A 19,814-nucleotide genomic window follows, 5' to 3' on the forward strand; every position below is an offset into this window, starting at 1 on the left:
TATTAAATTTGTGATATTATTTTACAACAAAATTAACAATTTTATTTTTAATAACAATTTCCTTTATAATTTGATGATTAGCTAAAAAGGTCTCAACATTAGAATTTGCCTTTGCTAAAGTTAACAAGTCTTGCTCGGAAGTATCAATTGCCACTTCTAATTTAGCACGTAATTTCCCATTAACTTGAACCGCAATTACAACTTCCTTTTTTTGTAAGTATTTTTCTTCATAACTTGGTCAAGTCAATAATGCAATTGATGATTCTTGTTGTAAATTAACTCAAATTTCTTCTGCTAAATGTGGTGCAAAAAGACTTAACATTTTAGTAAACCCTTCAAAATATGGTTGGTAAATAGGCGCATCATCTTTATAACAAGCATTAATGAAAACCATCAATTGTGAAATAGCGGTATTAAAACTCAATTTTTCAATCATCTCGGTTCCTTTTTTAACCATATTATGATAAACAAAATCTAATTGGTGATTATTAACTTGCGTAAAATTATGATTTTTAACAAGACGATAAACACGATCTAATCATTTTCGCGCTGAATCTAAACCACTAGGATTTCATGGTAATGATGCTTCAATTGGACCCATAAACATTTCATATAACCGTAAAGTATCAGCGCCATGCGATTTAATAATATCATCAGGATTAATAACATTCCCTTTTGATTTACTCATTTTTGTTCCATCAGGGCCTAAAATCATTCCTTGGTTAACTAATTTATAAAATGGTTCGGAAGTTGGTACTAACTTTTGATCATATAAAAATTTATGTCAGAAACGTGAATATAATAAATGTAAAACAGCATGTTCTTGCCCACCGACATATAAATCAACTGGTAATCATTTTTTTAGTAATTTTTGTGCTTCTGAACTTCGTAAATCTAACATTTCATTATTTTCCATTAAAATGTAGCCTAAGTAATATCAACAACTGCCAGCTCATTGCGGCATCGTATTAGTTTCACGGCGGCCTTTTCTACCAGTGCTATCAACAATCGTTAATCAATCGGTTGCATTAGCTAAGGGTGACTCTCCCGTTTGGGAAGGTTTAATATTTGTCATTTTTGGTAATTCTAATGGTAATTCTTTTTCATCAACTAAACTAATGGCCCCATCTTCTCAATGAATAACGGGAAATGGTTCTCCTCAATAACGTTGTCGAGAAAATAATCAATCACGAAGTTTATAAGTTGTTTTTGCTGTTGCATGCCCTGCTGAGGTTAAAACAGTAATTGCTTTTGTGATTGCTTCACTAGTTGTTAAACCATTTAAAAAGTCAGAATTAATGTGTTTTCCATCTTTATTATGCAACTGTTGATGGTGTTCACCTTCAATAACATAACTAATTGGTAATTGATATTTTAAAGCAAACAAATAGTCACGCTCATCATGACCAGGAACAGCCATTACGGCCCCCGTAGCATAAAATGGCAAGACATAATCAGCAATCCAAATTGGCACAACTTTTTTGTTAACAGGATTAATTGCATAACTACCAATAAACATTCCTGTTTTTTCTTTACTATTATCTTGGCGATCTAAATCACTTTTTGCTTTTGTAGTAACTAAAAATTCTGTTACTTTTCCTTTATATTCTGGTGTTGCTAATTTTGTTACTAACGGATGCTCTGGTGCTAAAACTAAGTATTCAACACCAAAAATAGTATCCGCTCGAGTTGTAAAGACTTCAATAATTTCGGAACTATCTTGAACCGCAAATTTAATTTCAGCACCAACTGATTTTCCAATTCAATTACGTTGCAATTCTTTGACTGATTCTGGTCAATCAACTTCATCTAGTCCTTCTAACAATTTTTCAGCATACGCAGTAATTTTTAAAACTCACTGACGCATTGGTTTCTTATAAACTGGATAATGCCCTCGTTCTGACACCATTTTGCCATTAATATTTAAAATCTCTTCATTTGCTAAAACAGTTCCTAATTCAGGACACCAATTAACATCAACATCACGCATTTCAGCTAAACCATTTTGATATAATAATTCAAAAATTAATTGTGTTGTTTTAAAAAACCCTGGCGAAGAAGTATTAACTTCTTTATTATAATCATAACTAAATCCAAGCGCTTTTAATTGATTACGAAAATTAGCAATATTTTGTAATGTAAATTCAGCAGGATCATTTCCTGTTTGTAAAGCATATTGTTCTGCTGGCAATCCAAAAGCATCTCAACCAATTGGATGTAAGACATCATATCCTTGTAATTTTCGCATACGACTAACAACATCGGTTGCGACATAGCCTTTTGGATGCCCAACATGTAAACCTGCTCCCGAAGGATACGGAAACATATCTAAAATATAAGCTTTTTTATCATAATTATTTGTTGTTTTAAAAGTTTGATGTTTTTCTCAATATTGCTGTCATTTTTGCTCAATTGCTTTATGCGAAAATTCCATTGTTATTATCCTTCCTTAATTTTATCTTTTTTTATTATAACATTGTTCCTACGGTTTGTTAGTAGTTTAAACACTATTAATTTAATTTTATTCACGTATAATAAAATTATTACCAGAACAAGAAAGTGGAGGAAAAACAATGAGTGTACAACAAGCAGCTCAATTTCGAAAAGCCATTAAAATTTATGATAAAACAAAAACGGTTAGCAAAGCTGATTTAAAAACAATTTTAACAACAGGCGCGCTAGCACCTAGTTCAAATGGATTAGAACCAGTTAAAGTTATTATTATTAAAGATCAAAAGTTAAAAGAACAAGCAGCACTAAATTGCTTTATGACAGGAAATCAGCAAAAAGTAAAAGATGCTCCAGTTTTGGCATTATTATTAGGAGCAAACGAAGATTATTTAACTTCAGAACAATTTCTAACAAAACGTTTAGGACGAATTTTTGAAGGAGAAGCATTAAAAAGTAATGTAAAGGGAATGAGCAATTATTTAAAAACTTATCCAAGTCCCGATATGTTTTCTGATGAACAAACACATATTGTTGCTAGTTTTATGGCATTACAAGCGGCAGATTTAAAAATTGGTTCAAGTATTATGGGCGGTGTTACTCCAACCCAAGCTATTCCATTTTTTAAAGAACACAACATTGTTGACTCCACAAAATGACATTTAGCATTAGGAATGCTTTTTGGCTATTATGATGATAACAAAACAGGCACAAGTTTTCCCCGTTTACGAATTCCAGAAGATGAATTTGTTACTATTTTTTAAAAGCTGGCGCACATATAGCAATTAATCAGAAAGCAATAATATAACCATGAAAACATCACTTAAAACATTTTGAATTATTAGTTTGAGCTGTAATGTTATTTTTCTATTAGCACAAATTGCAACAACAATTCCGTTGGTATTATATAAAAATGCCTTACACTTAAGTAATAGCGATTTATCACAAATTTTCTTTGGAATTTTAATCATTATTATTTTAACAATGTTTATTAGTAACTGAATTATAGTTCGAAATCCATTGCGAAAACTAAACAAAACGAAGGAATTAAATCCTGAACAAGCTGATTTAGGATTTAATATTATAACCAAATATTCACATTTGCAAACCGAATATGACGGGTATGTTTGATATTTAAAGAAAAAAGGATTTATTCTACTAACAACCCTTGGAATTAACTTTAGTTATGCTTTAATTACAGCTGTTATTTTTTCTATTTTAGGGTAAATAAAAAAAAGAAAATAATATTATTTTCTTTTTTTATTTTGAAGCTTTTGCTTCCAAGTTATCTTTTTCTTTTACTTTTTTTGCAGCTTCTTTTCGTGCTAAGGCTTTCGCTGTTTTTTTCTCCGCAATTAAACGACGACGCTTTTTCATTGCCATTGCCATTTTATATTCACCTTCTTCTTTTAGGTTGTTATTAAATCTTTTTAACAACTAATTTTAACTTAACAATTCTTGTTCAATTTCATTACGGGTTACAAATCCAGTTTTTCGCTTTAATTCATTTCCATTTTGAAATGTAATTAATGTTGGTATTGATAAAATTCCATAATTTTGGGCAAGATCTTGCAATTCATCAACATTAATTTTAACAAAATTAACATCACCACGGTCTTTTGCTAATTCACTAATTACCGGTGCAATCATTTTACATGGTCCACATCAATCAGCATAAAAATCAACTAATGTTAATTTATTTTCAGCAATTACTTTTTCAAACTCATCAACAGTTTTTAATTCATTTACAGCCATTTTTTCTCTCCTTTACTGAACTCTCTTGCTTTTTTTATCATATCACAAAAGTTCTATTTTTTTAAGAAAAACTGCTGTAAATATTTTGCCGGTCCATCCTCCCGATTTGATAAAGTTACTTCATTAGCCATCGCCTTTAATTCATCAATTGCATTACCAACGGCAATTCCAACGCCAGCTTGTCGAATTAATTCAAGATCATTGTAAGAATCACCAAACGAATAAGTTTGACTAATATCAATTCCAATATGATGCGATAAAAACTGTAATGCACTTCCCTTTGAAATTCCTTTACAAGAAATTTCAAAAACACGATTATTATACTGTGTAATATCTAATTGTGGTAATAATTGCCGTAACTCTTGCATCAATATTTCAGCATCATTATCATTTAATGACTGATGAGCAATAACACTCGCATGCGTAATATCTTCAATAATTTCTTCTGGTTTAGTAATAACCTTATATTTAGTTCGCATTATTTTTGATCAATAATAAGAATTTTCACCATATTCATAAACATACGTACTATTATTACTAAAAAAATGCACTTTATATTTTTGATACGTAAATTTAAAAATAGTATTAATTTCAGCAGTTGTAAAAATCATCATTCATAAAAAACTATTTGTTTTAAATGAATAGGCGCTTGCCCCATTGTTTGATAAAACATAGCCATTATATTTATGAACCTTTAGTTTACGAGCTTGACGAATGGCATCATTTGCTAATCGACCTGTTGTCACCACAAACGGAATTCCTTTTTTTTGCACTGAATTAACGGTTTTCTTTGTTAACTTACTAAAACGGTGATTATCTTTTAATAAGGTTCCATCTAAATCTGAAAAAACAGCTTTTTTCATTTGTATCCTTCTTTCTAACCAAAGTTGTATGATCAATTATTTAAGATATGTATCAGACACTATTTTATAGTTTTATTAATTATAGTAGAAAAATAATAAAATTAAACAAATTTTTGCAAAATAAAAAACACTTATAAAGTGTTGTTTTGTTTCTCTTTATGGTCCGGGTGAAGGGACTTGAACCCCCACGAGTTACCCCGCCAGATCCTAAGTCTGGTGCGTCTGCCAGTTCCGCCACACCCGGGTATTTGATTTTTAAAATTGGTCTCCTGTAAAGGACTTGAACCTTTGACCCACTGGTTAAAAGCCAGATGCTCTACCAACTGAGCTAACAGGAGACAGCCAATGGTGCTGGCTAGAAGAATTGAACTCCCAACCTACTGATTACAAGTCAGTTGCTCTACCAGTTGAGCTAAGCCAGCCTATCATTAAAAATGGTCCGGTGTAACGGACTTGAACCGCTGACCACCTGCTTGTAAGGCAGGCGCTCTCCCAACTGAGCTAACACCGGAAAATGGTGACCTGTACGGGGTTTGAACCCGTGAATGCATGCGTGAAAGGCATGTGTGTTAACCGCTTCACCAACAGGCCGATAAATATTTGTAAAAATTGTCAAAAAAAATAATGGCGCCTAGTGCAGGACTCGAACCTGCGACCGATCGGTTAACAGCCGAGTGCTCTACCGACTGAGCTAACTAGGCATGGCATATTTTTTAGCCTTATTCATTATATACTAAATATTAAAAAACAAGCAACTATTTTTAGCCATTTTTTTAATTTTATAAAATTTTTAGGCAAATCACATTAATAATAAAACAACAAATACAATAAATTTACAATGTAAAAAATTAAACAAATTATTGAAACTTCAGTTTATTTTGCAACATCAAGTTCCCTATGAAAAAAAACAAAAACAAATATAACTAAAAAATAATTGTTCACAATGGTATTTAATTATAATGAAATATTTTTAATAAGAAATACTTTAAAATAAGATTAGAATAATATATTAAATAAACATTTTTTACTTTAAATTAGTATCTTTTAATTTTAATGGTTTAAATAGTATTTCAACTAATTCTTCTATTCTTGTTTTCTTTCTTGCTCCAAAAACATTTTTAATTATTTGATTAAAAAGCAATTCATAATTTGAATCAGTTTTTAAAAAATTTGAAGAGGGCTTATTACTTAATTCAATAATTCTAGCCGCTTCCTCAGCTATTTCATCAAATAATTCTTTTACAAGTTCATCTTTTTCATTATTATGTTTTATAAAGGATGATAATTGTAATTTTGTTTCATAGTGTCTATAAATTTCTATATCATTTTCTATATGCTTTGATTTTAATGTTAAATAATAAATCGTTGCGCCAATTATTGCAAAAATAGCATGTTTCCCATTTTTCACAAATTCAAATTCATTATTATCTTTGGTAATAATTTTCCCAATATTTTTATAAGTATTTTTTAAAGAATGCAAAAAAAGTTCAAACATTTCATTTATATACATTAAATTTAAAAAGAAATTATATCCATCATCCTTTGCAATATTCATTCTTTGAAAAACAAAATCTGCATTAGCTTTTATTTCAATTATTTTTTTAAATCCACTTCGTGCAGTTCCGGGCTGCTGTTTTACAAATGAATAATACATTTTCATTAATTCTTCTGTTTGAATTGCTTTTTTATTTTTAATTTTTATATCTTTTTTTAATCTGTCAGATCTTTTATAAATTAATGCATAATTTGAATTTTTATTTTCTAAATGTTTTGCAAATCTTCTTACACCATCATTATTTGCAATTAAATCAACTGGTTTTATTGGTTTTTGATTGTTAGAAGCTTCTGAAATAGCATCTACTAATTTCACATTACTATTATCAATGATTTTTACAAAAACATTTACATCATTCAACGATTTATTTTCTTCGATTTCCCCAATTAATGATGTTGTTTGTGCTCCATTAACTATAAATAACTCTTCAAATGTTAAAAAACCACTATTTTTTGTAACATTTTGCCCTATTATCGTTAAACCGTTATTTAAAATTAAAAATTTCTCAGGACTAAATAATAATGTACTATTAATTTCCTCATCAATTTTTTTATATTTAATATATCCTCTGACATTTTTTTCAAATAATTGTCCTTTACGCTCTTGATTCTTATATATTGTTCTTAATGATTCTCCTTTAATTACTGCCAAAGTAACTTTGCCAAAATCTTTAGTATCAATGGAAATCAGTGAATCTTCATTACATAATTCAAGAAAAACATTTTTTACACCCGGTTTTGCTTGTTTTGAAATTAATATTTTTTCTATCTCTTTTTCATCAATAACTTTTATAATTATATGATGCTCATTGCCAATAATTTTATTTAATTTTTTTTCTAAATTTTGTAATAAATCTTTATATTTAAAATTAGCATCTGCAGAAGTATATAATACAAGTTCAACATTCAAGTTTTCTTCAATATAATTATTTCAATTAGCACCAATATCTTTTATATCTTCATTTTTATCATAAAATTTATCTTTATAAAATGAATCAATGGTAGTTATTATTTTATCAAAACTATCTTGAACATCAAGCTTATTAATTTCTTTTTTATATTTGCAATGACCTATTTTAATTGTTTGAGTTTCTTCATCAATTTCAAACAGATTAATTCCACCGTTTTTTACAGAACCAATTACTCTTTTTTCAGAATCAATATCATCAAGATCCATTAAATATTTTGCACAAAATAATTCAAAACATTCAAAGTCTGCTATTTCCTTTTCCTCTAAAAGATCAAAAAACATTTGTTTTGAATATTCTTTTGAAAAGTATTCTTTATTCGTATCATTATAAATACTTTCGTTAAAATTAATAACATGTGTTTCTTTATACTCACTAATAATATCAAACATTCTATTTAACATATCCTTTTTTAATTCAAAAGATACTTTTGTATAATCATTTCCAGAATGTGAATAGGGTTTTACACTATTATTTAATTCAGATACTTTATTTAATATAGAATCATTTAACATATTTTTTTGTTTAATATAATTAATTTTTGGACCCACACTTTTTATTTCGCAAACATCATTAAATTCAAAATCTAAAAAATACTCTAAAGCTTTTCTTATTTCATTTGGAAAATTAAATTTCCTAGAATTTATATTCGATTCTATCCTCTCTATTTCAGAAATAAAATCATTGTTATTATATTTTTTGTAAAAATTAAAGTTTGACATTTTTTCCTCCTTAAAAATATTAGACATTGAGGCAACTTGTCTATATAATAAATTATATATTACTATGGTAAATTATTAAGTTAAACTATAAAAATATTTTATATTTTAAAAATTTAATCATATCCTAATTTTACACAATGTGTAAATTATCCTATATAAACTTGTGATAGTCCAGCTTTTATATTAAATTTTTGTGCTACATCAAGTAATAAAATTTTTAAAGTCTTCAAATAATTTTTTGAATTTATTATATTTCTTTTTTGAGCTTTCAGTTTTTAAAATAGCATAAAATGATTCAACTATCGCATTGTCCAAACAATTTCCAATTTATATGATTTACATTCTGAGCCATTATCACTATGAATATTTAAATTAAAATTATTATAAAGATTTTAAGAATAGTTTTAAAATAAAACTTAAAATAGCAAAAATATTTAAAAAACAAAAAATTTGAATTAACAATCTTTTCTTATTTTTATTAAGGGTATTAAAATCCAATAAATAAAATAATATTAGTTGCATAAGTCATGTTAAAAAAAGGAGAATTAAAAAATTATGCAAAATAATATGAATATAATTATATGATGTAAAGAAAACTCAAATTCCATTCCTATTTGTTGCAGCAATTATCTTATTAAAAGGTTGATCATATAAATAATTTAAAGTTATATACGATATAACAATATTAGCAATTAACCCAAAAAAACCTAGATAAAGTGGAATAAAATTTATAATTTTTTTAATAAAATATTTTATATTCTTTTTTGTTTTTAATGCTATAAAAATTTCATTTTTCACATTTTCAACTTGATACTCATCATCTTTTAATACAATATGCTGATTATTATAATTTATTTCATATAAATTTAACAATAAAAAATAAATGAAAATAAATATGAGCGACAATAATTTGCCAGTTAAAATTAAATTATTTAATAGCATTAAAAATAAAGGCATAAATATAATCACAAAAACATTTAAAACTGAGCAATAAAATATTCACTCTTTTTTTAAGTTAACTATAATATTTGCTTGTTTTGTTAAGTTAAAATTTCGAGAATAACTACGATTTTTCATTATTTTTACTAAAATTTTTTGTTGACAATGTTTAACAATATACATTTGAAAATATCAATCAATAATATTAACAATCACACTTGTACCTATTAATATAGAAATATTAATAATAAGTCAACGCCAATCAATATCTCAAGTATAATACATACAAAGTGAAAAAAACAGAATTATTAATGTTGTTGTAACAAGACGTGAGCATAAACTATTTTTAAACTTATTTTGACTAATAATCATCATTTAAAACATATTACTGATCTCAACACCCAGTCATAATTGGTGGAAATCATATCATTCTAAAAATTATACCAGTTTTTAATCAAAATTGACGCCCTAATAAACAACCTGCAACTTGAACACCTAATGTACCGCCTATTATTAAACCAATTTTAGGAATTGCTAAAACTCAAGGATATTTAATTGCTAAAAATTGAGCTACATACCCTGCTAATTTTGCAGTTGAAATGCTACTAATACTATCACGTGCAATATTATTACCCGCATTATTTAAAGTAGTAATAAAACTGTCTCAAGTAATTCATCATTTAAAACCCCATCAAAAGTTTTCAAATGCTGTGACACCATAATGTTTTTCATTTTTTAAGTAACTAATATACGAATCAATTAATTGATCTTTATTCATTAAATTAACATTAGGATTTTCTTCTAAAAATAATTTAATATTATTAACTAAGTTTTTTAAGAATACTTTAAACTTTTTACTATCAATACTATATTCTTTTTCTTTATTAAAGTTATAATTTTTATAATAAAATAATTTATTGTTTATAGATAGTTTTCTATTTTTAGTATATTCCCCCACTTTAGTGACATCTAAATGTTTATTTGTTTGTACTTCAGTTCTAACAAAATTTTCAACAGTTATTTTTACCTGTAAAATAGCGATTAAAATTATATTAAAAATAGTTAATAACTTTTTCATCATTAATCTTCCTTTCAATTTAAATTTAATATTATTTTAAAAAATTATTGTGTTAGTAAAATACTTAGCATAACTTTCTCTTAATTTTATTGTAGCAAATCTAAGTGAAATATAACAAAAAACAATATTTTTTGTTAAGATATATTTATAAATTTAAAAAGATCGACAGAAGAAAGTTCAAGATAGTTATCTAAAATGGAAAATAAACAGCAGAAATGATTTATAATTACCCGACCAATTAATTTTCTAGGTGTAAAAACAATATGAAAAGATATTAAAGAATTACCCAAGACTTTTAAGATTCTTTTAATTTGTCTTGGAGTTATTGTTACCTTATTATCCTTTTTTGATTTTAATCATTTTATTGATCCTTATAATAATCCTTCTTTCTTTAGTATTATAAATGTTTTAAACACACCCAAACCTTATTTGGGTAATATGCCAAAATGAATTGATGCCACGTTATATTCATTAAGCGGGTTAGTTAGTTTTACTGGGGTCTTAAATGTTTTTTTAATTAGTTTTGGAAAAATGAGTAACTTTTTCTGAGGTTTAATTAATGTTACAACTTTTGGATTATTTGCATTTGATTTTGGTTATACCGGTGATGCGCAATTAAACTTATTCTTTTATTTACCCTTTCAATTTATTGGTTGATACATTTGACAGAAAACATTAGTATTTGAACAAAATTCTTCTTTAAACATTAGATCATCAAAATGATGAATTATAATTCCAATTGCCCTTAGTGCCTGTGCTATTTTAACGGTTGCTTGATATTATGAAATTCCCGCCTTTCATTATGCGGTTGTAAAGCAGGACTATGCCTATTTGCATCAACCAGTTCCCCGTATTTTTGATAGCATTACAAATAGCATCGCCATTATTGCTTCAATTCTAATGTTTTTACGATTAAAAGAACAATGAATTTTATGATTAATTTCTAATATTCTCCAATTTTCAATGTTTGCTGGCGTAAATAGTATTGGTGGTAATCATCCGATATCAATTAATATTAATATGTTAATTCAAATGAGTTTCTTTATTATTAATACAATTATTGGTTTTTTAATATGAAGTGGCTATTTAAACAAAGAAAAAGCAGAATAACAATTCTGCTTTTTCTAAATTACTTCTAATAATTTCATTAATAAGACTTTTAAATCAACTGCCATTTTATGCGTTTGTTTCATAATATAATCATCATCTACAAAATCAGGATTATCTCCAATCGAACAAACTGTTGCGGTTGCTAAACCAGCAACTTTCATTCCGCTATGAAATGCTGCAATTGCTTCAGGAACAATACTCATTCCAATCATTTGTGCATATGGTTTATACATTCTTGCTTCACTAACTGTTTCAAAGATTCCACCAGGATAACCAACATATACTCCTGTTTTTAATTTAATATTGTTTTTTTCAGCAACTGTTAAGAGTAATTGTCGTAATTTATCATCATATAAATTTTGCGGAATTGGTCAACGAATTCCTAACCGAGAGTTATTCAACCCGATAATTGGATTATCCCCAAAAGCATTAATATGATCTGTTATTGCACATATTTCACCAATTTTAATTGCCTGTGCATTTAAACTAGCTGCAGCATTAGATGCGATCATTATTTGCACATTTAATAATGACAACGTATAAATTGGAAAAGCAATTTCACTCATGCTATATCCCTCACAATAATGGTGTCGTCCTTGCATAAAAACTACTTTTTTCCCATTATGTTCAGCAAAAACTAAGTTTCCAAAATGATATGGTGCTGTACAAACTGGTCAAAACGGAATATCCGCATATTTAATACTGTGGTTAATTTTAAATGAATCAGCAAGAGGATTATAACCCGAACCAAGTACCATTAAAAAGTGGTAGTCTTCTCAATCAGTTACTTTTTGTTTCAAAAAATTAACTGCCATTGTTAAGTTTTCATCGTAAAGTTTATTATCTAAACGCATATTATTGGTCTCCTTATCTTCTTTTTTACATTTTAAAATAAACTTGTTATCAATACAATCATTCTTTTATATTATTTTTAACAAAAAAACTCTTTTTTTAAAGAGTTTTTTTGTAAATTTATCTTTTTAATTTTACTGGACAAAGGCAAAAGCAATAAAATAGCCAATAAAACAGAGATCTAAAATATAAATTGGAATTGCAACAGTCTTAGCTTTTTTTGTAATTAAACAAATTAAGGCATATGCAATAAAGCCAAGTGCTAAACCATTTGTAATTGAAAAAGTAACAATCATTGTAATAATTGTAAAGAACGCAGCAATTCCAAATTCGGGTTTTGCTCATTCAATATCTTTAATTTGACTAACCATTAATGTTCCAACAAAGATAACGGCCGCTCCAGCAATCGCGGGAGTAATTAATTTAAAAATTGGAAATAATGGAATTGCAACTAAAAACATGACTCCTGTAATAATAGCTGAAAAACCAGTTTGTGCTCCTTGCGAAACTCCTGTTGTTGATTCAACAAAACTTGTAACAGGTGAACATCCTAATGTTCCCCCCACTAAAGTTCCAACCGAATCAGCAATTAAAGCCCGTGGTTTTAATTCATATCGTTGTCCTGTTGCCGTTGAAATTTGCGTTGAAACCGAATATAACGTTCCTGTCGTATCAAAGAAATCTACAAATAGAAAAACGAAAATCGAAATATACATAATTGGGGATGTTCAAATTTTTGGATTAGTAAATGTTGTAAAAGTTGACTTTAAATTAGTACCAAAACCATTAAAATCACTATAACTTCAACCCTTTCAATAGGCAAAATTTGTGCGAATAAAATCACTGTCAATAACATTGCCAATAATTAATGACACACCTAGTCCCCCTAAAATTGCAATTGCAATTGCTCCCGGGACTTTATTAAAGTGTAAAATAAAAATTAAAATTAATACACCAAACCCCATTAAAATCATTGGTCAATTAGTTTTTAAATTCCCTAATGTTGCAACAGGAATCCCGCCATTAACAACAATGCCACCTGATGTAACAGCATTGTCACCAACAAAACCAATATTGTGCAAACCAATATAAGCAATAAAAAATCCTATCCCAGCTCCAATTGCTAATTTTAATGAATTTGGAATTGCATTAATAACAATTGTTCGTAATTTTGTTACTGAAATAAGACAAAAAATAATCGCAGACAGCATTACTGCAATTAAAGCCCCTTGATAACCCAAACCATTATTAGCAACGTTAAAAGTAAAAACAGCATTTAACCCCATTCCTGGTGCTAACCCAACCGGCATATTAGCTGATAATCCCATAATTAATGTTGCAATAAAAGATGCAAGTGCTGTTGCAATAAAAATTCCCCCAAATGCCATATTCTGACTTGGATCTGTTGGATGATTAATATCTGGGGCAGTAGATAACATATTTGGTTGTACGGACAAAATATATAACATTGCTAAAAAAGTTGTTAAACCACCAATAATTTCTTTCTTAAAAGTAGTTTTTAAATCACCAAAGCGAAAAAAAGTTTCAATCTTTTTTTTAAACATATAGATAACTCTCCATTCAAATTTATGTAAAAATAAAAAACATTAACCTTGTTTATAAACATAAGTTAATGCAAAAAAGAAAAGCATTAACCTATAGAGTCCTTATTCCAGTGGTAAGACGTAGAAACGCTAGACCATATTACTAGCATATACAGGTGGTGTTTAATATATTTACTCTTTAAATATACCGAATTAAATTCTAAAATTCAATCCCTCTAAGAAAAACAAATAACATTTTCTGAAAATGGGAAAAAAGCTTTAAAACTAGTATAAATTTTAAAAGCTTTTAAGTCTTTATCTGATAAATATTCTGTTGCTAATGTTATTAAATCTTGGCGATAATGTTCTACTAAGTTTGTTCAACAGAACCAACCAAGAATTAAAAAAATAATACCCATAATTGACAAAACCTGAATTGCAATTCCAACTCCATTAATAACATCATTGTCTTTTAAATATTGGGTTAAGACAACTAAAATTGTTGTACCAATAAATAACAATAAAACAAACACTAAAAATCATGATAAAAATTTTAATCAAAAAAAACATTTTGATTCTTTTGTTTTTTTATTATAAACATAATAAAAATGAAAAATTATATCATAAATTTTAGCAATACTTTGATCTTTATAATCATTTTGTTGAATAACTACGGCATTGCTTATTTTAGAAAAATTACGCGCTTTAATAATATGTTTTCGTTCCCCAATGTTAACATCTTGAAAATCATTATCATTTAACATTTTTCGCAATAATTTTCGTGGTTCTAAATCTGTTTTACGTTTCTTATATCCAAGTAGAACAAAACCAAAAGTCAATCACCCCAAAAGAAACAAACCTGTAATTACAATAAAAACAAAATAAACTAATCCCGTTATTTGTGCTAATCCAAACATTTTTAATCACATTCTTCCTACATATAAATCTTACCTTATTTTTTAGATTCTTGGACTGGTTCTTCTGTAATTAGTTTGCCATTTTCATCAAATGACTTCGCACAAAATCCAACACCGTCTAAAACTTCTGGGACACATTTAAAATTATTTTCAATTTCTTGTAATTTTTGTTGAATTTCTGCTTCTGTTAATTGATTATCTTTTTGTTCTTTTTTCATAATTTTAATTCCTCACTATAAATAATTATAACACTTTATTTTACAAGCAATAAGAAGATGTCCTTAATTTAATTTTCTTGATATTTTAGTATTCTTTTTTATATAAAAATACATAATAAAAACAAAGAAAAAATTTTCTTTGTTTTAACATAAGTTACAATTAATTATTCTAAATAAGCAATTGCTTCGATTTCAACTAAAGCATCTTTCGGCAATCCTGCAACAGCCACTGCTGAACGAGCTGGGAAGTCTTCAGTAAAATATGTCCTATAAACTTCATTCATTGCAGCAAAATCATTGATATCTTTTAAGAAAATGGTAACTTTTACAACATTTGCTAAACTATAACCAGCTGATTGAACAATTGCTTTTAAATTTTCCAATGATCATTTTGTTTGATCAGTAATTGTTGTTCCACCAAAAGTCATTGTTGATGGATCTAATGGTAATTGCCCCGAGATATATAAAAAGTTGCCAACTTTAATTGCTTGTGAATATGGGCCAATTGCCTGAGGAGCTAAGGTCGTTGCGATAATTCTTTTACTCATCTTAAATTTTCCTTTCTTATTTAGTAAAAATTGTTATTAGAATGTTAATTAATTTTACTACCATCGCAAAGGATGTACCAATATTAATTCTAAAACATGTTGATGGAGTTTCAACAAAGTCATCATCTTTACTAACAATCAATTTGTATTTTAATAATAATTTATTAACTTCTTGCGAAGTTCGATTAGTTTCTGCATAATTAATTCAAACCAAATACGATGCTTCTAACTTCATAACTTTCAAACCTGAAATAGCCGTTAGTTTTTCGGCAACATACCGGTAATTCTTTGCAATATAACTTAACATTGCTGTCTTTCACATAATTACTTCCGAATTATTATAGGCAGCAAGATAAGCTGGAATAGTAAACACATTGGGTGACGTAATTGAAGCGCGTTGATATTGTTCATCAATTTTAGTTCTTAACATTTTATTATGCGTAATTAAATATGATGATTTTAAACCGCCAAGGTTAAAAGCTTTATTTGGTGAATTACAAACAATTAGATAATTATCTGAAATTGTAAATGATAGTAACGAATGAAATTCAACATTTGGTAATGCCAAATCGCCGTGTACTTCATCTGATATTATTAAAACATGATATTGTTCACAAATAGTAATTATTTTTTGTAATTCGGTCCTTGTTCAAACACGCCCCCCGGGGTTATGTGGATTACACAAGATAAATAATTTTGGTTGATATTTTTTAATTGTTGCCTCAAACATTGAAAAATCAATTTGGTAAGTATCACCTACTCATTGTAATTGATTTGCAAGAAGCCGCCGGTTATTGTTAACAATAGCTTGTCCAAATGGACCATAAACTGGCGTTTGAATTAAAACATAATCGTTAACATCGGTTAAACATTGAATTAATTGATGCAAAGCATTAACGGTCCCATGTACTAACTTAATTTTATCAACTGGAACCACCACTTTGTGTTGATGACAATATCAATTACTAATTGCCTGATAAAGCTCATCACTAACATAACTATAACTATAAACACCTTTTTTTGCACGTGCTAAAATAGCGTCCACAATTGGTGATGGTGTAGTAAAATCTAAATCAGCGATTGATGAATTAATGATATTATCACCAGTTAGATGATAGTTTTTTGCAATGTAAGCTTGGTCTCATTTTCGCTCTAAATTTTGACTACGATCAATGATAATATCAAAGTCATATTTCATTATAATCACTGTTACCTTTCTACCTTAAGATTACTTTTTTTCTGTTTTCGATTTAAATATTGTTCTTGTTCATCGGTTGATAATTGGTTAAATTTTTTTAAATGTTGTTTTTTAACCGCTGGAACAATTCCTAATGATAAAATATTAACTGTTCAAGTCTGTACTTTTTTCTCGATTATTGGTTTTGTCTTAATATATTTTAAACCTAATAATAAACTTGTTGATATTGCACATCCAATAATAGCAAAGATTAATCATAGTAAGATTGCAACACCAATGGAAACCGCCCCTGTTGCAGATTGCATTCCGGCCATTGTAATAAAACCACCACCAGTAATTGTTGATCCTAAATTAAATGCGGCACATAATCCCCCTGAAACAGCACCACCTAACATGAAAGAAGGAATTACTCGGAATGGATCAGATAAGGCAAATGGGATTGCCCCCTCTGTAATTCCTAATGATGATAAAATTCACGACATTTTTCCGGCTTCTTTTTCATATTGGTTTGAAAAACGACGACCAATAAGCGTTACTAATGCTGTAGTTCAACCAGTTCCAATTCCAGCTGCTCAAAAGCAAGCATACGGTACTAATAATGCTGGATTAGTTAATTGTCCACCAGTAAAGGCTTGTGAAAATGATGCAAATGAGAAAGCCCAAGCCACTTTATTAAACGGCCCACCTAAATCAAAGACACACATCATTCCAATAATAATTCCTAACAAGGCGGCTAAATTAGATGTCTGTAAAGTTGTTAACCCACTAAAAATAACATTAATTAATAAAGCGATTGGTTGTCCAATAACAAATAAAATTACACACATACTAATTAATGACCCCAAAACCGGATAAACAAACCATGTTAAGACTCCTTGCATTTTTTGACTAACTAAATATTTTTTAAATAGTTTCATCATATATCCAACCAGAATCCCAGTAATTAGACCCCCCAAGAATCCAAGACCATCAACAATTACTGTTCCATCAGCAGCAGTTTTTGTAACATAGACACATGCTAAACCACCAAGAAAACCTGGTGTTAACCCTGGTTTATCAGCCATTGCATAAGCAATATAAGCCGCTAAAACTGGCGCTAATAAAATACTTAAACTTTTTCCAGCAACATTGCTTAAAGTGTTTAACCAATTAGCATGTTGTACAATATAATCCGCTCCAGCAATTTGAATGATAATTGTAATTAAAGCTTGAATTGCTGTTCCAGCAACAATAACAGGAACCGCATAAGAAATTCCAGTTAAAACCGCATTTTTTAAACTAACAGCCCCTCCTTTAAAATGTAACTTAAATCAACCTTTTTCTTTTTTAATTTTAGTTTGTTTTGTTGTTGGAATATGTTGATTTGGAAGTTGCCGCATAATTTGAAATGCTTTTTTAAAAACACCATCAACATCATGTAATGGTTCACTAACCGCTATTTTTAAAATTGGAATATCAACAAACCGTTCTTGCTCACCAATAGCAATATCAGCAGCAATAATTAGCACATTAGCATTTTGAATATCTTCTGTTGTTAATTTATCTTCAAAACCATTTGCTCCTTGTTTTTCAACTTTGACAGCATATCCCAATCGTTTTGCTTCATCTTCAATTTTTTTAGCAGCCATGTATGTATGTGCTACTCCAGCTGGACAAGCTGTAATTCCTAAAACATATCCCTTATAATCTTCGTTTGCGCCAATTGTTGTTTCATCTTCTGCTTGTAACAATGCTAGAATTTTTGTTTTATCACTTTCTGTTTTTAAAGTTTGACGAAGATCAGCATTTAATAATTTTTTTGCAACATTACTTAATACTTCCAAATGAACATCATTTTTCTTATTCGTTGGAATAATTAAAGCAATTGCAACTTGCACAGGACTATTATCAAATGTTGGTCATGATAGCCCCGTTTGATAACGAACAAAAATAACAGCTGGTTTTTTAATATCTTTCATGCGGGCATGTGGGACTGCAAAACCATCTTCTAATCCCGTTGATGTTTCATGTTCGCGTGCTCACAATGCTTTTGCTAACTTGTCAATATTATCAATGCACCCTGCTTTGTAAGCAATTGATGCTAATTCTTGAAATGCCTCATCTTGTGTTGTGGCTGATGAATCTAAAATAATTTGTTCAATTGCAAAAAGACCATCTTTATTTTTAATACTCATTTTATCCTCCTTACTTCAATAAAACTCTGTTGTCCTTTCATTAATTAAAACAAAAAAAGAAATTTAAACAATAAAAAAACTATATTTTGGAATATAGTTCTAAAAAATGAAATGAATTTTATTAAAAATATTTTCGAATAATTTTAGCATATAAGTAATCTAAAAATTGCATTACCGTTTGTGATCGAATTGAAAAAACATCTCAAATTTCATTTTCCCGTGAATTAACAACAAAATAATCTGTTAAATGATCTGTTAAAGCAGTTTTTTTGCCAATAATTCCAAATGAATATACATCTGGATTAACTTGTTTAGCAATTGTGGCAATAAAGTTTGATTGTCCACTCAAAGTTATATAAAGGACCATATCATCACTTGTAATCATTGGTAAATAAGACTCAATTGAGTTTAAATCATTTTGATGAATAACATTTTTATTAATTCAGCGTAACCGTTGGACAAAATTTCGAGAAACATTATATGCTAAATTAAAAGCAAAGATGAAAACACTTTTGGCAATTGTGATTTTTTTAATTAAAGTTGACCAATCATTTTGAAAAAAATTAGTATGTAATAATTGCGCTGATTCAATTTTGATTTTTAAATATTCGTTAAAAAAGGCCATTTCATCTTGCACTAATTGTTTATTAGCATTAAATTGTTGAACATCTAATGAAACATGTTCTGTTAAATACTTGACCTTAAATTTTAACTCATTAATTCCTTCCAAACCAAGCTTTTGACAAAACCGAATAATCCCCGCCGCTGAAGTAAAACAATTACTAGCTAGTTCACTTGTTGTTAATTTATTAATCGTAGCAAGATTCGTTAAAATATAACGGGCAATGGTTTGATTTGTCAAATTCTTTTGATCAACTGCTAACATTTGTAATTGCTTTAATAAATTTGTATCCATTTTGGAGACC

General features: G+C 28.3%; 17 protein-coding genes, 6 tRNA genes and 1 riboswitch. Of the genes, 3 read left to right on the plus strand and 20 right to left on the minus strand.

The window, feature by feature from the left end:
- Positions 1 to 16: 16 nt before the first annotated feature.
- Positions 17 to 2,434, minus strand: a complete 2,418-nt coding sequence (gene leuS / locus S100390_RS04515; protein WP_070407087.1) for a leucine--tRNA ligase — start codon at positions 2,432 to 2,434, stop codon at positions 17 to 19.
- A gap of 139 nt (positions 2,435 to 2,573) precedes the next feature.
- Here leuS and S100390_RS04520 point away from each other — a divergent pair, with 139 nt between their 5' ends.
- Both S100390_RS04520 and S100390_RS04525 read left to right on the plus strand, forming a co-directional pair.
- Positions 2,574 to 3,212 carry a nitroreductase family protein gene (locus tag S100390_RS04520; protein ID WP_070407088.1) on the plus strand — a complete coding sequence of 213 codons (639 nt, stop codon included), beginning with the start codon at positions 2,574 to 2,576 and terminating at the stop codon, positions 3,210 to 3,212.
- 46 nt (positions 3,213 to 3,258) lie between these two features.
- Entirely contained in the window at positions 3,259 to 3,675 is a 417-nt protein-coding gene (locus S100390_RS04525; RefSeq protein ID WP_070407089.1) for a hypothetical protein, read from the plus strand.
- Between the two features lie 33 nt (positions 3,676 to 3,708).
- Here the strand turns inward: S100390_RS04525 and S100390_RS05640 are convergent, their stop codons facing one another.
- The 11 genes from S100390_RS05640 to S100390_RS04580 form a co-directional block, all read right to left on the minus strand.
- Entirely contained in the window at positions 3,709 to 3,837 is a 129-nt protein-coding gene (locus tag S100390_RS05640) for a hypothetical protein (protein ID WP_257785284.1), read from the minus strand.
- Between the two features lie 54 nt (positions 3,838 to 3,891).
- Positions 3,892 to 4,203: a thioredoxin gene (gene trxA, locus S100390_RS04530; protein ID WP_070407090.1), complete on the minus strand. Its 312-nt coding sequence runs from the start codon at positions 4,201 to 4,203 to the stop codon at positions 3,892 to 3,894.
- 53 nt (positions 4,204 to 4,256) lie between these two features.
- Positions 4,257 to 5,066, minus strand: a complete 810-nt coding sequence (locus tag S100390_RS04535) for a Cof-type HAD-IIB family hydrolase (protein WP_070407091.1) — start codon at positions 5,064 to 5,066, stop codon at positions 4,257 to 4,259.
- Positions 5,067 to 5,225: 159 nt separating this feature from the next.
- A tRNA-Leu gene (locus tag S100390_RS04540) sits at positions 5,226 to 5,310 on the minus strand.
- Positions 5,311 to 5,328: 18 nt separating this feature from the next.
- Positions 5,329 to 5,404, minus strand: a tRNA-Lys gene (locus tag S100390_RS04545).
- A gap of 8 nt (positions 5,405 to 5,412) precedes the next feature.
- Positions 5,413 to 5,488: transfer RNA gene (locus S100390_RS04550), tRNA-Thr, on the minus strand.
- Positions 5,489 to 5,501: 13 nt separating this feature from the next.
- Positions 5,502 to 5,577: transfer RNA gene (locus tag S100390_RS04555), tRNA-Val, on the minus strand.
- A 4-nt stretch (positions 5,578 to 5,581) separates the two neighbouring features.
- A tRNA-Glu gene (locus S100390_RS04560) sits at positions 5,582 to 5,657 on the minus strand.
- A gap of 34 nt (positions 5,658 to 5,691) precedes the next feature.
- Positions 5,692 to 5,767: transfer RNA gene (locus tag S100390_RS04565), tRNA-Asn, on the minus strand.
- A 323-nt stretch (positions 5,768 to 6,090) separates the two neighbouring features.
- Positions 6,091 to 8,310 (minus strand): AIPR family protein, encoded by a 2,220-nt coding sequence (locus S100390_RS04570; protein ID WP_070407092.1) that lies wholly within the window; start codon positions 8,308 to 8,310, stop codon positions 6,091 to 6,093.
- 1,324 nt (positions 8,311 to 9,634) lie between these two features.
- Complete coding sequence (locus S100390_RS04580) at positions 9,635 to 10,327, minus strand: hypothetical protein (protein ID WP_156768788.1); 693 nt, start codon at positions 10,325 to 10,327, stop codon at positions 9,635 to 9,637.
- Between the two features lie 195 nt (positions 10,328 to 10,522).
- On the opposite strand from S100390_RS04580, the gene pnuC reads away from it, so the two are divergent.
- Entirely contained in the window at positions 10,523 to 11,437 is a 915-nt protein-coding gene (gene pnuC / locus S100390_RS04585) for a nicotinamide riboside transporter PnuC (RefSeq protein ID WP_070407095.1), read from the plus strand.
- Positions 11,438 to 11,451: 14 nt separating this feature from the next.
- Here the strand turns inward: pnuC and S100390_RS04590 are convergent, their stop codons facing one another.
- From S100390_RS04590 to S100390_RS04625, 8 genes are all read right to left on the minus strand, one after another.
- Positions 11,452 to 12,291 carry a purine-nucleoside phosphorylase gene (locus tag S100390_RS04590; RefSeq protein WP_070407096.1) on the minus strand — a complete coding sequence of 280 codons (840 nt, stop codon included), beginning with the start codon at positions 12,289 to 12,291 and terminating at the stop codon, positions 11,452 to 11,454.
- 132 nt (positions 12,292 to 12,423) lie between these two features.
- Positions 12,424 to 13,854, minus strand: a complete 1,431-nt coding sequence (locus S100390_RS04595; RefSeq protein WP_070407097.1) for an NCS2 family permease — start codon at positions 13,852 to 13,854, stop codon at positions 12,424 to 12,426.
- 74 nt (positions 13,855 to 13,928) lie between these two features.
- Positions 13,929 to 14,029, minus strand: a riboswitch (purine riboswitch).
- 40 nt (positions 14,030 to 14,069) lie between these two features.
- Positions 14,070 to 14,750, minus strand: a complete 681-nt coding sequence (locus tag S100390_RS04600) for a hypothetical protein (protein ID WP_070407098.1) — start codon at positions 14,748 to 14,750, stop codon at positions 14,070 to 14,072.
- A gap of 35 nt (positions 14,751 to 14,785) precedes the next feature.
- Positions 14,786 to 14,968, minus strand: coding sequence for a hypothetical protein (locus S100390_RS04605; protein WP_070407099.1), 183 nt, complete (start codon positions 14,966 to 14,968; stop codon positions 14,786 to 14,788).
- Positions 14,969 to 15,132: 164 nt separating this feature from the next.
- Positions 15,133 to 15,516, minus strand: a complete 384-nt coding sequence (locus S100390_RS04610; protein WP_070407100.1) for a RidA family protein — start codon at positions 15,514 to 15,516, stop codon at positions 15,133 to 15,135.
- A gap of 16 nt (positions 15,517 to 15,532) precedes the next feature.
- Complete coding sequence (locus S100390_RS04615) at positions 15,533 to 16,714, minus strand: MalY/PatB family protein (protein WP_070407101.1); 1,182 nt, start codon at positions 16,712 to 16,714, stop codon at positions 15,533 to 15,535.
- 11 nt (positions 16,715 to 16,725) lie between these two features.
- Positions 16,726 to 18,888 (minus strand): fructose-specific PTS transporter subunit EIIC, encoded by a 2,163-nt coding sequence (locus S100390_RS04620; protein ID WP_070407102.1) that lies wholly within the window; start codon positions 18,886 to 18,888, stop codon positions 16,726 to 16,728.
- A gap of 121 nt (positions 18,889 to 19,009) precedes the next feature.
- Positions 19,010 to 19,804 (minus strand): MurR/RpiR family transcriptional regulator, encoded by a 795-nt coding sequence (locus tag S100390_RS04625; protein ID WP_070407103.1) that lies wholly within the window; start codon positions 19,802 to 19,804, stop codon positions 19,010 to 19,012.
- Positions 19,805 to 19,814 lie beyond the last annotated feature (10 nt).

It is taken from the genome of Spiroplasma sp. NBRC 100390 (genome assembly GCF_001886495.1).
Lineage (GTDB): Bacteria > Bacillota_I > Bacilli_A > Mycoplasmatales > Mycoplasmataceae > Spiroplasma.